General features: G+C 62.7%; 13 protein-coding genes and 1 tRNA gene. 7 read left to right on the top strand and 7 right to left on the bottom strand.

Going from position 1 to position 15,535, the window contains the following annotated elements:
- Positions 1-232 precede the first annotated feature (232 nt).
- From J2Z31_RS01440 to xylF, 4 genes are all read right to left on the bottom strand, one after another.
- Positions 233-309 (bottom strand) — tRNA-Arg (locus tag J2Z31_RS01440).
- Positions 310-514: 205 nt separating this feature from the next.
- Positions 515-1,300, bottom strand: a complete 786-nt coding sequence (locus J2Z31_RS01435) for an ATP-binding cassette domain-containing protein (protein WP_209600095.1) — start codon at positions 1,298-1,300, stop codon at positions 515-517.
- Between the two features lie 14 nt (positions 1,301-1,314).
- The gene (locus J2Z31_RS01430) at positions 1,315-2,628 is read right to left on the bottom strand and encodes a sugar ABC transporter permease (protein ID WP_209600094.1); all 1,314 of its coding nucleotides are present in this window, start codon (positions 2,626-2,628) and stop codon (positions 1,315-1,317) included.
- A 151-nt stretch (positions 2,629-2,779) separates the two neighbouring features.
- Entirely contained in the window at positions 2,780-3,820 is a 1,041-nt protein-coding gene (xylF, locus tag J2Z31_RS01425; protein ID WP_209600093.1) for a D-xylose ABC transporter substrate-binding protein, read from the bottom strand.
- Between the two features lie 238 nt (positions 3,821-4,058).
- Between xylF and J2Z31_RS01420 the strand changes: the two genes are divergently transcribed.
- On the top strand, positions 4,059-5,270 hold the full coding sequence (locus J2Z31_RS01420) for an ROK family transcriptional regulator (protein WP_209600092.1): 1,212 nt from the start codon (positions 4,059-4,061) through the stop codon (positions 5,268-5,270).
- A gap of 74 nt (positions 5,271-5,344) precedes the next feature.
- On the opposite strand, the gene iolG is transcribed toward J2Z31_RS01420, so the two are convergent.
- Complete coding sequence (iolG, locus tag J2Z31_RS01415; protein ID WP_209600091.1) at positions 5,345-6,337, bottom strand: inositol 2-dehydrogenase; 993 nt, start codon at positions 6,335-6,337, stop codon at positions 5,345-5,347.
- Between the two features lie 448 nt (positions 6,338-6,785).
- On the opposite strand from iolG, the gene J2Z31_RS01410 reads away from it, so the two are divergent.
- Positions 6,786-7,016, top strand: coding sequence for a hypothetical protein (locus tag J2Z31_RS01410; RefSeq protein ID WP_209600090.1), 231 nt, complete (start codon positions 6,786-6,788; stop codon positions 7,014-7,016).
- A gap of 52 nt (positions 7,017-7,068) precedes the next feature.
- On the opposite strand, the gene J2Z31_RS01405 is transcribed toward J2Z31_RS01410, so the two are convergent.
- Positions 7,069-7,518, bottom strand: a complete 450-nt coding sequence (locus J2Z31_RS01405) for a hypothetical protein (protein ID WP_209600089.1) — start codon at positions 7,516-7,518, stop codon at positions 7,069-7,071.
- Positions 7,519-7,583: 65 nt separating this feature from the next.
- Complete coding sequence (locus tag J2Z31_RS01400) at positions 7,584-8,558, bottom strand: LysR family transcriptional regulator (RefSeq protein ID WP_209600088.1); 975 nt, start codon at positions 8,556-8,558, stop codon at positions 7,584-7,586.
- A gap of 272 nt (positions 8,559-8,830) precedes the next feature.
- Between J2Z31_RS01400 and chvE the strand changes: the two genes are divergently transcribed.
- The 5 genes from chvE to J2Z31_RS01375 all read left to right on the top strand — a co-directional run bounded on the left by chvE (position 8,831) and on the right by J2Z31_RS01375 (position 15,491).
- Complete coding sequence (gene chvE, locus J2Z31_RS01395; RefSeq protein WP_209600087.1) at positions 8,831-9,898, top strand: multiple monosaccharide ABC transporter substrate-binding protein; 1,068 nt, start codon at positions 8,831-8,833, stop codon at positions 9,896-9,898.
- Between the two features lie 192 nt (positions 9,899-10,090).
- A complete protein-coding gene (gene mmsA / locus J2Z31_RS01390) occupies positions 10,091-11,626 on the top strand; it encodes a multiple monosaccharide ABC transporter ATP-binding protein (protein WP_209600086.1) in 1,536 nt (511 codons plus the stop codon).
- A complete protein-coding gene (gene mmsB / locus J2Z31_RS01385; RefSeq protein WP_209600085.1) occupies positions 11,626-12,840 on the top strand; it encodes a multiple monosaccharide ABC transporter permease in 1,215 nt (404 codons plus the stop codon). The genes mmsA and mmsB overlap by 1 nt, the downstream gene beginning before the upstream one ends.
- Positions 12,841-12,992: 152 nt before the next feature.
- Positions 12,993-13,988: an AraD1 family protein gene (araD1, locus tag J2Z31_RS01380; RefSeq protein WP_209600084.1), complete on the top strand. Its 996-nt coding sequence runs from the start codon at positions 12,993-12,995 to the stop codon at positions 13,986-13,988.
- Positions 13,989-14,057: 69 nt separating this feature from the next.
- Complete coding sequence (locus tag J2Z31_RS01375; protein WP_209600083.1) at positions 14,058-15,491, top strand: aldehyde dehydrogenase family protein; 1,434 nt, start codon at positions 14,058-14,060, stop codon at positions 15,489-15,491.
- Positions 15,492-15,535 lie beyond the last annotated feature (44 nt).

The raw sequence follows: 15,535 nt of genomic DNA, 5'->3' as shown, positions 1-15,535 counted from the left end.
CAAGGAATCACGCACCCGATCCCTTGATCTCCGTGAGTGCGCTCACAAGTGCTTCGATGAAGACGCGAACCTTGGGCGAGCCTGCTCGTCGGATAAACGGCCCGGAAGCGTGCTTGTGGGAATGCACTTCCAGTCGACAACGCCTTCGAATTGCAGTCCGCGCTTATGGGTCAGAAACCGTGCTTAGCGGTGTCCAGACCGCACTTATGTGGCGATGCAGAAAGAACAAGAATGGCGCACCCGACAGGATTCGAACCTGTGACCTTTGGAATCGGAATCCAACACTCTATCCAGCTGAGCTACGGGTGCATCCGTTGGCGGCAGGGCCGCCGAAGCAGGCTGTGAGGGGTTCTTAGCCTAGCTTGCGTTGCGCTTCAATGGTCAATTGCGGGAGATTGCGGGGGAAATTCGATTCCCCCGACGGCCTGTGTTCGCCCTGCATCGCTCTCTGCGGGTCGTCACCCCAACAACAATGCCGCATCGCGGGGATGCGGCATCGAAAGGCGGGACCGGCTTACGCCATCTGCATGGCGCCGGGGCCGGGGATCGCCTTGGCTGGCACCTTGCCCATGATGATCATGCCCAGCACCTCGTCCTTGGTGACGTCCTCGGTGCGGGCGTGGCCGACGACCTGGCCGTTCTTCATCACCGAGACCCGGTCGGCGAGGTCGAAGACGTCGTGGATGTCGTGGCTGATCAGGAAGATGCCGATGCCTTCGCGCTTCAATTGCTTGATGAGCTCGCCGACCTGCGCCGTCTCCTGCGGGCCGAGTGCCGCCGTCGGTTCGTCCATGATCAGGATGCGGGCATCGAAAAGGATGGCGCGGGCGATCGCCACCGATTGGCGCTGGCCGCCGGAAAGCGCCTTTACCGGTTCCTTGAAGCGCTGGAAGTTGGGGTTCAAGCGCCCCATCACCTCGCGGGCTTTCGCCTCCATCGCGACGTCGTCGAGTGTGCCCCAAGCGGTGCGCAGCTCCCGGCCGAGATAGAGGTTGGCGGCGGCGTCGACATTGTCGGCGACGGCGAGCGTCTGATAGATCGTCTCGATGCCGTATTTCTTGGCGTCGCGCGGATTGTTGATCTCGGCCGGCTCGCCGTTGATCAGGATCTCGCCGGCATCGCGCCGGTAGGCGCCGGAGAGAATCTTGATCAGCGTCGACTTGCCGGCGCCGTTATGGCCGAGGAGCGCAACGACCTCGCCGGGGTAAAGATCGACGGAGGCGTTGTCCACCGCATGGATGCCGCCGAAGGAGATGGAAATGTTCTTCATTTCCACGAGCGGAGTGCGTTGTTCGGTCATGTTCGAACTCCTGATTACTTGGCGCGGGCGCGGTAGACGGTGTCGAGCCAGACGGCGGTGACGAGCACGACGCCGACGACGATGCGCTGCAGCGGGCTGTCGATGCCGAGCAGCACCATGCCGGATTGCAGCGACTGCATGACGAGCGCGCCGAGCATGGCGCCGGCGATCGTGCCGGTGCCGCCGGCAAGCGAGGTGCCGCCGATGACGGCCGCGGCGATCGTGTAGAGCTCGTCGAGCTCCCCTTGTGCATTGGTGGCGGCGTTGAGGCGCGCCGTCGAGATCGCCGCAGCGACGGCGCAGAGCATGCCCATCAGCGCGAAGATGCGGACGGTCACCCAGCGCGTCTTGATGCCGGCGAGCTCGGCTGCTTCCGGATTGCCGCCGATCGCGAAGACATAGCGGCCGAAACGCAGACGCGTCGAAATGAAGGTCATGATGATGCCGATGACGATCGCGATCAGCACCGGAACGGCGATGCCATGGGCGATGAAGAGGCCGCCTTCCGGCCAGGCGATGCCATTGGCTTCGGCATAGCGGCGGGCGATGTTGGTCGGCCAGGGATAACTGTTGACGATGGCGATTGCGCCGAGGACGAGGGCGCAACCTACCAGCGAGAGGAAATATTCGGCCCAGACCGGGCGAAGCGGGAAGCCGAAGCGTTTGCGCTGCCGGCGCGAGTGCAGGATGCTGACGACGATCGCCACGCAGGCGATGACGCCGACGACCCAGCTCGCCGTGGCGCCGATCGAGCCGGCGGTGCCGCCGCCCATCAGGCGGAAGGTGGCGTCCATCGGCGCGACGGTGCGGCCGCTGGTGACGAACCAGGTGGCGCCGCGCCAGACGAGCAGGCCGCCGAGCGTGACGATGAAGGATGGCACGTTCAAAAAGGCGATGATCATGCCGTGCAGAGCGCCGATCGATGCGCCGAGCAGGAGGCCGGCCAGAAGCGTGATCACCCAGGTGGCAGGGTGGTTGAAGCCGAGCACATGCGGCAGCATTTCCGCCTGCAGTACGCCCATGATCATGCCGACGAAGCCGAGGATGGAACCGACCGATAGATCGATGTTGCGCGTGACGATGACGAGCACCATGCCGGTCGCCATCACGGCGATCGAGGCGGTCTGTACGGAGAGGTTCCAGAGATTACGCGGCGTCAGGAAAAGGCCGCCGGAGAGCATGTCGAAGCCGATCCAGATGATCAGCATCGCGCCGACCATGCCAAGCAGGCGAGTGTCGATTTCGGTGGCGCGGAAGAAGCGCTTCACCGGGCTTTCGTCCGCGCCGCGCGCGCGATTGAAATGTGCGGTATGTGTCGTGTCGGCCATGGCCGTCCCCCACTTTTGCTTCAGCAGCGCCGTGCCTATCGGCGGCATCGCCGCCATCATAGCACCGCGCAAGACGAGAGCGTTTCGCCTCAAGCAAACGCCGCAACGGGCTCCCGTCGCGGCGTCTTGAGGTCAATGCAAGCGTCCGTCCTCAGTTGCAGGCAGCAACGGAGCCGGCGGGGACGCCCTGGCAGGCGGCTTCCTTGGAAATCCAGCCGGCGTCGATGACGGCGTTCAGATTGTCCTTGGTGATCGGCATCGGCGCGAGGAATACGGACTTCATCTCGACGCCCTTCGGGCCGCCATTGAAGGTCTGAACGCCTTCGATCTCGTCCATGGTCTTGCCGCCGGCAAGCGCCGCGGCGATTTCAGCCGCCTTCTTGCCGAGTTCGCGGGCATCCTTCCAGACGGATACCGTCTGCGTGCCGAGCGCGACGCGGTTGAGCGCGGCATGGTCGCCATCCTGGCCCGAGACCGGAACCGAGCCGGCAAGGCCCTGGGCGGAAAGGGCGGCAATGGCACCGCCGGCGGTGCCGTCGTTCGAAGCGACGACCGCATCGACCTTGTTGTCGTTAGCCGTCAGGAACTGCTCCATGTTCTTCTGGGCGTTTTCCGGCTTCCAGCCGTCGGTATAGGCCTCACCGACATTCTTGACCTTGCCGCCGTCAACCGCTTCCTTCAGCACTTCCATCTGGCCGGCGAAGAGGAAATCGGCGTTCGGGTCGGAGGAGGAGCCCTTGATGAAGACGAAATTGCCTTCCGGCTTCACCTTGAACACTTCGCGCGCCTGCATGCGGCCCACTTCCTTGTTGTCGAAGGTGATGTAGAAGGCGTCCGGGTTCTCGATCAGGCGGTCGTAGCCAACGACCGGGATGCCTTCGGCGGTCGCCTTCTCGATCGCAGGCGCAATCGCGTCGGAGTCCTGCGCAAGCACGATCAGCGCATTGGCCCCTTGGGCGATCAACGATTCGATGTCGGTGAGCTGCTTTGCGGCAGAGGACTGCGCGTCGGCGGAAATGTACTTGTCGCCGGAGGCCTCAAGCGCGGCCTTGATGGCAGCCTCGTCGGTTTTCCAGCGCTCTTCCTGGAAGTTCGACCAGGAGACGCCGATGACGAGGTCCTTCGCGACCGCTGCGGAATGCATGGATGCGATGATGGCGGCACCTGCCATCAGCTTCAGAACGGATTTCATTATTTACCTCCCAATGGCTTGAGTTGACACGCACGAACCTCCCGAGCGCATCCGACGAGCCGTTAACCGCTGTCTCAAATCATCGCCGCCACTCGCGGCAGGCTTTTTTCTCGACAGTCGAGAAAATAGATGTCAGAGTTTTAGAAGGCTGTCAACAAGCGCATTACCGCGTATTCGAGCGGCCGATGTTTTGGGAGGAGCATGTGATTCGAGCGGCCGCGGTGGCCAGAGGCGAAGTATGCTGACCAGGTCCAGCACCGAACTCGTGCGTCAGCAGAATTCGGCACTCGTACTGTCGGCGCTCCGCCGCAAGGGCGCGCTCGCGCACACGGACATCGCCGAGCAGACCGGCCTTGCCTCGGCGACGGTCTCCGCAATTACCGCCGAACTGGAGCGCATTGGCGTCATTGCCAAGAGAGAGCACCACGTCCAGGGGGGCAGGGGGCGACCACGCGTGCTCTTCGCGCCGAACCGCGATTGCGGATACGTGATCGTCGTGCGCATTTCCTCCGATATCGTCCAATACTCGCTCGCCGACTATGGCGGGGTGCTGCTCGATCGTTTCGAAGAGGCGCGCGACCGGGATCATGCCGGTGCGGCTGCTTTCGGGCGGCGCTTTGCGGCGTCGCTCGATCGCCTGCTGGAACGTTCGCGCATCGGTAAAAAGCAGGTGCTTGCCATCTCGATCAGCAGCAAGGGGCTGGTCGCGGCCGAGGGTGCGCGGCTGATCTGGTCGCCGGTCTTCGGCGGCGAGGAGCTCGATTTCGCAAAACTCCTGCGCGAGGAGTGGCCGGCACGGGTGATGCTCAGCAACGAGACCCTGCTCGTCGCCCAGGCGCTTGCGGCTCAGGCCGAAGCGAAGGACGGCGACTTCAAGGCCCTCGCCGCCGTCTCGCTCGGCCACAGCATCGGGCTGGGCCTTGCGCGGAGGGGGCGCTCGGGTGAACTCGATGTCTCCGCCCCGAATTTCGGCCATATGCTGCATGCGAGCTCGGCCGGGCTCTGCCGCTGCGGCGCCCATGGCTGCATCGAGGCGGCCGCGGGCTTCTACGGCATCCTGCGCACGGCCTTCGAGGTGCCGGCCGATACGATTCCGGCGAAATTCGTGCCGCTTGCCGAGATGGACAAGATCGCGGCGAGCGCGCGCCAGGGGCATCGCATGTCCGGCTATGCCTTCCGCCAGGCGGGCATTGCCCTCGGCATCGGAATGTCCCGGCTCATTAGCCTTTACGAGACCATGCCGATCTTCGTCACCGGGCCCGGCCTTCGCTATTTCGACCTCTTGCAAAAAGGCGTCGAGGAGGGGCTGGCGCAATCCCTGCAGGTGCGGCTGCAGGGGGCGCCGGAAATCACCGCGGTTTTCGACGAGCAGCAGCTCGTCTTCGATGGCCATCTCGACCGCGCCTTGAGTCTCGTCGATGGCGAAATCGCCGCGACCGGGCATGCATGAGATTGCGCCGATGCCGCACGACAAAAAGGTCGGGCGTGACCCGGCCATTTCATTTGGTAGTGGAAGGCTTTGCGTCAGGCGATGCTGATCTGGCGCTTCTCGGCGACCGACTTCACGGCCGCATCGGCGAGCGCAAGGGCAGCGAGGCCATCCTTGCCGGAGGGGGTGATTTCCGCACCCTTCTCGATCGCGGCGATGAAGCTCTCGATCTCGTTGGCATAGGCCTCGGTATAGCGCGTCATGAAGAAGTCATGCAGCGGCGGACGGGTGTAGCCTTCGCCATTGGCGATTTCGATCGAAACCGCACGCTGGTTCTCCGCCGACACGGCACCCTTGGAGCCGTGCACTTCGATGCGCTGGTCATAGCCATAGGTGGCCCGGCGCGAGTTGGAGATGATCGCCTGCTTGCCGGATGCCGTCTGCAGGATGACCGAGACGCTGTCGTAGTCGCCGGCTTCGCCGATCGCCTCGTCGACGAGAACGGCGGCGGTTGCGGTCACCGAAACCGGCTCCTCGCCAAGCAGAAAGCGCGCCATGTCGAAGTCATGGATGGTCATGTCGCGGAAGATGCCGCCCGAGCGCTTGATATAGTCGACCGGCGGGGCGCCCGGATCGCGCGAGGTGATCGTCACCATTTCGACGTCGCCGATCTTGCCCTCGTCGATCGCCTTGCGCACGGCCATGAAATGCGGGTCGAAGCGGCGGTTGAAGCCAACCATCAGCTTCGCCCCTGTCTCGGAAACCACCTTCAGGCAGGCCTTGACGCGGTCGACATCGAGATCGATCGGCTTTTCGCAGAAGATCGCCTTGCCGGCGCGGGCGAAGCGCTCGATCAGGTCGGCATGCGTGTCCGTCGGCGTGCAGATGACGATGGCGTCGATATCGTCGGCCGCCTCGATCGCCTCGATGGTGCGGACCTCGCAGCCATAGGCCTTGGCGATTGCTTCCGCCGCGGCCGGAAAGGCATCGGCAACAGCTAAAAGGACGGCGTCCGGATTGCCGCTGACGGCTTTCGCATGAACCTTGCCGATACGTCCGGCGCCCAAAAGTCCAAATCTCACTGTCATCTTCGTTTCTCTCGAATTCCGGTCCGAGACCGGGTGGGGCGCGGTGATTGCCGCTCACCGCGCGAAGGCGTCGCGGAGGCGACGAGCCCCGCGGAATCTAGAAGCCAAGGAGGGAAATTTGGTGGCGCGTGCTCGCGCCGTCTGCCTCTCCTGCGCCCCTCATGCCGATTCTGCCCTGCCGCCTGTCCTCGCGCAAATCGGAACGAAATGGCTAAAAATTGCGAATGCGGAACAATTATTCCATTTAGCCTGCTGGCGTCAAGACGCCCCGTGCCGCGCCTCGCCTGTTGCGGTGGGAGGATTTGCCCGGGATCGGTTCCGCTTTATGGAAATATGCGCTACTGCATATCGCCGCGGTTCAAGAAAGACTGCGGCACGTTTCGACATCCTGAGATGCCTGGTGCCGTGGTCGGCGCCGAAGCGGCGCGCATATCTTCAGAGGCATGAGATGATCAAATTCATCGACCCGGACCATCCTTTCTATCGGCCGCTATGGATCCGGCTGCTGATCGTCGCCCTCTGCGCCGCCTGGACCGCCGTCGAGTTCTACGGCGGGCAGCCGCTCTGGGGGATGATCTTTCTGGCCGTGACCGCCTATGCCGGCGCCGCGCTTTTGATCTTCTACCGGCCGAAGGAGCCGGAAGAGAAGGAAACGGTGACCTCCGACGAGCCTAAGTGAGCGCGACAAGCTCACCCCCCCTCTGACCGGCAGGCCAGGTGGGTATACGCCCTCACGGCCGAACAAGTCTCCTGGTGGCCTCGTCGATGAGCATATTGGCGAGCTTCATCCGGATGGTCGCATTTGAGCGAAACTCGGCCGGCAGCCTGTCCGGATGGTTCGCCGCAGCAAAGCGCCTGCGCTTGGCGGCGAGCGTGAGGCCGGTTTCGTCTTCCGTGATCGCAAGCTCTTCGGCGACTTCGGCAAGGCTCGTGTGGCTCAGATGAGCCGGCATGACCGGCGGCTCCATCCTTGCGGTGGGCGCCAGCTCCCGATAGGCGCGATCAACCGCGCCGAAGGCGGCTGGCGCGGGCGAAAGGGTCCCCACGAGAAAAGCGGGGGATCGATCGATCGGCGTCTGCCACGCGCGGCCATCGATGTCCGATACCTCGCCGACTCCTTCGACGTCCCGCTCGGCCTTGAGGCGCTCGAGCACCGATTGGAACACCGACATGCCGAACATGAAGCCTCCGTGATTTGCGGGTTTAGCACGCGCCATCCTGCCGGGCGAAGATTAAGCGGGCCTGATCACATCCGGCTTTGCTTCAGGATCAGGTCGTAGAGCAGCTTCGCGCTCGGGGGCAGGGCGCGGCCTTCGGCGGTGATGAGGCCGTATGGCTTGAGGCGGATCGGAAACTCAGTCGGCAGAATGCGGATCTCGCCGGCTTGCGTGCCATTGCCGGCGACCAGCCGGGCGACGTCGAGCGCGACGGGGGCAATGGCATTGGTGTTGCGCACGATCGACAGCGTCAGGATGATGGAGGAGGTGTTGATGACGGTCGACGGCAGCGGGACGCCGGCGGAGAGGAAGCTGTCCTCCACGGCGCGGCGCAAGAGCGTGCCCGGCGGCTGGAACACCCAGTCGTAACCGGGCAGGTCGTCGGCGCTCACGGAGGTCTTTTCCATGAGCGGATGGCCTTCCCGCACGATCAGGCAGACCTCCTCGAAGCCGACCTCCACCAGCTTGAAGAGGCGTGGATTGAGGTCGTCGGGAATGCGGCCGACGACGAAGTCGTGGCGAGCGGCGAGCAACTCGCGCGTCAGCACGTTGCTGTTGTCGATCTGCACATTGATCTCGATGCCGGGATAGGCGGTGGAAACCTGGCGGATCGCAGGCACGGCAAGATTGAGTGCCGGACCGGTGACGGAGCCGATCGACACCGAGCCGCCGCTGCCCGATTTCAACTCGTTGATTTCGCGAGCGGCCTCGCGTAGTTCGAGGAAGATGGTGCGGGCCCGCCGCGCCAGCGCCTCGCCGTAGCTGGTGAGCTCGACGCCGCGGGCGACGCGTGCGCAGATCGGCGCCTTTACGATCGCTTCGATCTCTGCAAGCATGCGCGAGGCGGCCGGCTGCGAGATGCCGAGGGAATCGGCGGCGGCGCTGATGCGGCGATGATCGTCGAGCGCCAGCACGAGGCGCAGGTGATTGATCTTCAGCCCCGACCGGAAAAGGCCGGTGTCGAGCGGTTCGCCCGCAGGTGCGATCGCGTTGTCAGGGATCATTCTTTCGAACTCGTTTATAAAGCGATTCAAAAATCACACTCTTTGTGAGTGGTATACCAATTTTGATATGCATGCAAAGCGATATTGTATTTGACAGTTATGGCAATTGATTCCAGTTTCGCAGCCTGTGCGCCAGCGCATGCGGGAGTATGTAAGAGGGGAGGGCTTCCTTCATCTTGAAACGCCGCCGGAGATCAGCTCTCGGGCCGGCGGGTCGCTGCGCATAGACGGGGGCTCCGGCCTGCCGGCCTCAACACTCAGGGAGAGATCTGATGAAATTTGTTAATTCGCTTCTCGCAGCCGCGGCGATCACCGTCGCCTCATTCGCTGCGCCGGCATTCGCCCAGGACAAGGGCATGGTCGGCGTCTCCATGCCGACGAAGACGTCGACCCGCTGGATTTCCGACGGCGAAACCATGGAGAAGCTGTTCAAGGAAGCAGGCTACACGCCGGATCTGCAGTTCGCCGACGACGATATTCCGAACCAGCTGGCTCAGATCGAGAACATGGTGACGAAGGGCGCGAAAGTTCTCGTCATTGCCGCCATCGACGGCACCACGCTCTCCGACATCCTGCAGAAGGCTGCCGACTCCGGCGTCAAGGTCATCGCTTACGACCGCCTGATCCGCGATTCGGGCAATGTCGATTACTACGCAACCTTCGACAACTTCCAGGTCGGCGTCCTTCAGGCAACCTCGCTCGTCGAAGGCCTGAAGCTCGACGAAGCAAAAGAGCCGAAGAACATCGAACTCTTCGGCGGTTCGCCGGACGACAACAACGCCTTCTTCTTCTATGACGGCGCCATGTCGGTCCTGCAGCCGCTGATCGACAGCGGCAAGATCGTCGTGAAGTCCGGTCAGATGGGCATGGACCAGGTCGGCACGCTGCGCTGGGACGGTTCCGTTGCCCAGTCCCGCATGGAAAACCTGCTGTCGTCCACCTATACCGATGCCAAGGTCGATGGCGTTCTTTCGCCCTATGACGGTCTCTCCATTGGCATCATCTCGGCCCTGAAGGGCGTTGGCTACGGCTCCGGCGACCTGCCGATGCCGATCGTCACCGGCCAGGACGCCGAACTGCCGTCGGTCAAGTCGATCCTCGCCGGCGAACAGTATTCGACCGTCTTCAAGGACACCCGCGAGCTCGCCAAGGTCACCGTCAACATGGTCAATGCCATCATGGACGGCAAGGAGCCGGAAGTGAACGACACCAAGACCTATGAAAACGGCGTCAAGGTCGTTCCGTCCTACCTGCTGAAGCCCGTCTCGGTCGACAAGACAAATGCCAAGGAAGTGCTGGTCGGCTCCGGCTACTACACGGAAGACCAGATCAACAACTGATCCTGTCGGAGGGGTCCGCGGTGGCCGCGGACCCCTTTTGCCTGAGGTGGCCGGCATCTTGCAGATGCACAAAGGTTGCTTCAAAACTTTGAACTGTCGCGCGTTCCTTCGGCCTCGTCACCGATCCAGGGAATTGCCGCGGCGGGAGGAAGCCTGCAGTCTCTTCGCGAGACTGCCGCTGGAATGGCTGTTATGGATAATATCATTCTCGAAATGCGGGGTATTACAAAGACGTTCCCCGGCGTCAAGGCGCTGGACAACGTTTCGTTCAAGGTCCGCGAAGGCGAAATCCATGCGCTCGTCGGTGAGAATGGCGCCGGCAAGTCGACCTTGATGAAGGTATTGAGCGGCGTCTATCCCGCCGGCACTTATGAGGGCGAGATCTATTACGACGGCGAGGTCAGAAGCTTCAGCACGATCGCCGACAGCGAAGAGATCGGCATCATCATCATCCACCAGGAACTGGCGCTGGTGCCGCTGCTATCGATCGCCGAGAACATTTTTCTGGGTAACGAAGTCGCCACCAACGGGGTCATTCAGTGGCCGCAGACCTTCGCGCGGACGCAGGAACTGCTGAAGAAGGTCGGGCTGAACGAGTCTCCGGCGACACTCATCACCGATATCGGTGTCGGGAAGCAGCAACTGGTCGAGATCGCCAAGGCGCTTTCGAAGAAGGTGCGGCTCCTGATCCTCGACGAGCCCACCGCATCGCTCAACGAGAACGACTCGGACGCGCTCCTGAAGCTCCTCATGGAGTTCCGCAAGCAGGGCATGACGTCGATCATCATCTCACACAAGCTGAACGAGATCAAAAAGGTAGCCGACCAGATCACCATCCTGCGCGACGGCGGCACAGTCGAAACGCTCGACTGTCACAAGGAAGACATCAGCGAGGACCGGATCATCAAGGGTATGGTCGGACGCGCGCTCGAGGATCGCTATCCCCCGCGCGTACCGAATATCGGCGACACGCTGCTCGAGGTGAACAACTGGAACGTCTTCCATCAGCATCACCGCGACAGGCAGTTCCTGCACGACGTCAGCTTTAAGGTCCGCGCGGGCGAAGTCGTTGGCATTGCGGGGCTGATGGGCGCCGGGCGAACCGAAACGGCGATGAGTCTCTTCGGCAGGTCCTGGGGCCATAAGATCACCGGCGAGGTGACCATGCGCGGCAAGCCCGTGGATGTGAGCACGATCCCGCGGGCGATCAAGGCGGGCCTTGCCTATGTGACGGAAGACCGCAAGCAGCTCGGTCTCGTGCTGATCAACAACATCATGCACAATACCACGCTCTCCAATCTGAGCGCGGTTTCCTCGAACGGGGTCATCGACGAGCGCAAGGAGGCGAAGGTCGCATCGGATTATCGTTCCAAGCTCCGCATCCGTTCGCATTCGATCTACCAGGAGGCGGTGAACCTGTCGGGCGGCAACCAGCAAAAGGTCGTGCTGTCCAAATGGCTGTTCACCAATCCCGAAGTTCTCATACTCGACGAGCCGACGCGCGGCATCGACATCGGCGCGAAGTATGAAATCTACACCATCATCAACCAACTCGCGGCCGAGGGCAAAGGCATCCTGATGATCTCGTCGGAAATGCCGGAGCTGCTCGGAACCTGCGATCGCATCTATGTCATGAACGAGGGACGCATCGTGGCCGAGCTTTCCAAGGAGGAAGCAAGCCAGGAATCGATCATGCGTGCCATCATGCGTTCAGGGGAGAAACACTAATGGTCGCCGATACGAGCACCCACACCACCAAACCGTCGATCGGGGACTACCTCAGGAACAACATCCGCGAATACGGCCTCCTGGTCGCGCTCGTGATCATCATGCTGTTCTTCCAGTTCGTGACCGACGGCGTGCTGTTCAAGCCGGTCAACATCACCAACCTGGTGCTGCAGAACTCGTTCATCGTCATCATGGCGCTGGGCATGCTGCTGATCATCGTGGCGGGCCACATCGATCTTTCGGTCGGCTCCATCGTCGCCTTCATCGGCGCGATCTCGGCGATCATGCTCGTCAAATGGGGGCTGCCGGCCTTCGTGGTCATTCCCGCCTGTCTCGTCGTGGGCGGCATCATGGGGGCCGCGCAGGGCTATTGGGTGGCCTACCAGAAGATTCCATCGTTCATCGTCACGCTGGCAGGCATGCTGGTGTTCCGCGGGCTGACCTATGTGGTCCTCGGCGGACGCCCGATCGGGCCCTTCCCGAAGGAGTTCCAGCTGCTTTCGACGGGCTTCGTTCCGGACTTCCTCTCTTTCTTGAACGTGACGCCTGACCTGATCAAGAACATGGTCGCGCTCGTGGCCGTACTGCTGCTGGTGGGCTACGCCCTCTACGCGGGGCTCCGCAATCGCCGGATCAATGAGCGGCACGGCACGGAGAACGAGCCCTTCATCTTCTTCGCCATCCAGATGGCGGTCATCGGCGTCGTCGCACTGTTCCTCGGCTTCCAGCTGGCGACCTATCGCGGCCTGCCGAACGTCCTCATCGTCATGGGCGTTCTGATCGCCCTCTACACCTTCATCACGACGCGCTCGACGGTCGGTCGCCGGATTTATGCGATGGGCGGCAATGAGAAGGCTGCCAAGCTCTCCGGCATCAATACCGAGCGGCTCACCTTCTATGCCTTCGTCAACATGGGCGTGCTTGCCGCGCTTGCCGGCATGATCATCACGGCGCGCCTGAACTCGGCGACCCCGAAGGCCGGCGTCGGCTTCGAGCTCGACGTGATCGCAGCCTGCTTCATCGGCGGCGCGTCGGCATCGGGCGGCGTTGGCAAGATCACCGGCGCGGTGATCGGCGCCTTCATCATGGGCGTGATGAACAACGGCATGTCGATCATGGGCATCGGTATTGATTACCAGCAGCTCATCAAGGGCCTCGTGCTGCTCGCAGCCGTGTTCTTCGACGTCTACAACAAGAACAAGGGCAAGGGCTGACCGGCTCTCCAGGTAAGCCCCGTCATACCGGCTATCAAATGGCAGCCGTGAGGCTGCCGAGCTGGGCGGCCTGGAACCGCCCTGGAACCGGCGCCGCTTGCCTTTGAGTTGAAGGCGGCTGGTTCCATCCAAAGATGAGGAAGGACAGGAACGTGCTGATTTCTCAGGTCAGAATGCAAGACGGATCGATTGCTGTCGCGGTGCGGGAGCCGGGCGAAACGGCACGCGCCATCAACGGCGCGGCCAGCGTCTACGCCTTGGCGATGGAAGCGGCCAATGCCGACAAGAGCCTGCAGGTCGTCATCGACGCCAAGGGGCTTGGCGAAGCGATCGATCTCGAGCAGGCCTATGCCGAGGGGCGGATGCTGCCGCCGATCACCCATCCCGATCCGGCGCATCTCCACTTGACCGGAACCGGGCTTACGCACCTCGGTTCCGCGGCCACGCGCGACGCCATGCACAAGAAGACGACCGAAGCGGCGGAAGAGGCGCTGACCGATTCGATGAAGATGTTCCGCATGGGGCTTGAAGGCGGCAAGCCGAAAGCCGGCGAAAAGGGCGTCCAGCCGGAATGGTTCTACAAGGGCAACGGCACCGCCGCGGTCGCACCCGGTAAGCCGCTGACGTCGCCGTCTTTTGCCGAGGACGGCGGCGAAGAGCCGGAAATGGCCGGCATCTACGTAATTTCCGATAGGGGCTTGCCCTATCGGCTTGGCTTTGCGGTAGCCAATGAGTTTTCCGACCACAAGACCGAGCGCGTCAACTACCTTTGGCTGGCGCATTCGAAGCTCAGACAGGCGAGCTTCGGTCCCGAGATCCGCATCGGCGCGGCGCCTGACGATATCCGCGGCACCTCGCGAATCCTGCGTGGCGGCAAGGTGCTGTGGGAGAAGCCTTTCCTTTCCGGCGAGGCGAATATGTCCCACAGCTTCGCCAATCTCGAATATCACCACTTCAAATACGATCTCTTCCGCACGCCCGGCGACGTGCATGTGCACATGTTCGGAACCGCGACGCTCTCCTTCGGCGACGGCATCCGTACGGAGCCGGGGGACGTCTTCGAGATCGAGGCCGAGGATTTCGGCCTCGCCTTGCGCAACCCCTTGGCGGTCGGCGCCGAGGAAGAAATCGCCATACGTCAGCTCTGATGTACCTGCCATAGCAGCGATGCCGCGACGGGCGGCCGCTTGGGACAAAAAACAAGGAGGTTGAAGCTCATGACACTTCACCAGAACCTGATTGCCGGCGAATGGGTCGGCGGCGACGGCATCGCCAACATCAATCCCTCGAATACCAACGACGTCGTCGGCGAATATGCCCGCGCCACCGCGGACGACGCGAAGGCGGCAATCGCGGCGGCAAAGGCGGCCTTTCCGGCCTGGTCGCGCTCCGGCATTCTCGAACGCCACGCGATCCTCAAGAAGACCGCCGACGAGATCATGGCGCGCAAGGACGAACTCGGGCGGCTCTTGTCGCGCGAGGAAGGCAAGACGCTCGCTGAAGGCATCGGCGAGACCGTGCGTGCCGGCCAGATCTTCGAATTCTTCGCCGGCGAGTGCCTGCGGTTGGCTGGCGAGGTCATCCCCTCGGTTCGCCCGAATATCGGCGTCGAGATCACCCGCGAGCCGGTCGGCGTCGTCGGCATTATCACGCCATGGAATTTCCCGATCGCCATCCCTGCCTGGAAGATCGCGCCGGCACTCGCCTACGGCAACACCGTCGTATTCAAGCCGGCCGAGCTGGTTCCGGGCTGCTCCTGGGCAATCGCCGACATCCTGCACCGCGCTGGCCTGCCGAAAGGCGTGTTGAACCTCGTCATGGGCAAAGGCTCCGTGGTCGGCCAGGCAATGCTGGAAAGCCCGGACATCCAGGCGATCACCTTCACCGGCTCTGTCGGTACGGGAAAGCGCGTCGCTATGGCTTCGGTCGAGCATAACCGCAAGTTCCAGCTCGAGATGGGCGGTAAGAACCCGTTCGTCGTACTCGACGATGCCGATCTTTCCGTTGCCGTTGAGGCGGCCGTCAACTCCGCCTTCTTCTCGACCGGCCAGCGCTGCACGGCCTCCTCGCGCATCATCGTCACCGAGGGCATCCATGACAAGTTCGTCGCCGCGATGGGCGAGCGAATGCATGGCCTCGTCGTCGACGACGCGCTGAAGCCCGGCACCCATATCGGTCCGGTCGTCGACCAGAGCCAGTTGAACCAGGACACGGACTATATCGCCATCGGCAAGCAGGAGGGCGCGAAGCTCGCCTTCGGCGGCGACCTCATCAAGCGCGACTCGCCTGGGTTCTACCTGCAGCCGGCGCTCTTCACCGACGCACATAACCAGATGCGGATCGCGCGCGAGGAGATCTTCGGACCGGTCGCCGCGGTCATCCGCGTGAAGGACTATGAGGAGGCGCTTGCCGTCGCCAATGACACGCCGTTCGGCCTTTCTTCCGGTATCGCCACTACCAGCCTCAAGCACGCAACGCATTTCAAGCGCAATGCCGAGGCTGGCATGGTGATGGTCAACCTGCCGACGGCCGGCGTCGATTTCCACGTGCCGTTCGGCGGCCGCAAAGGATCCTCCTACGGGTCGCGTGAACAGGGCAAGTACGCGGCCGAATTCTACACAACCGTGAAGACGGCCTACACGCTGGCTTGAGCCGGCCTGTTTGCCGCCCGCCCCGCCGGGGCCTGAAGGAAGGA

Origin of the sequence: Sinorhizobium kostiense (genome assembly GCF_017874595.1) — a bacterium.
Classification (GTDB): Bacteria; Pseudomonadota; Alphaproteobacteria; order Rhizobiales; family Rhizobiaceae; genus Sinorhizobium; species Sinorhizobium kostiense.
The sequence above is the reverse complement of the archived record's forward strand: the minus strand, read 5'-3'. Positions and strand labels throughout refer to the sequence as shown.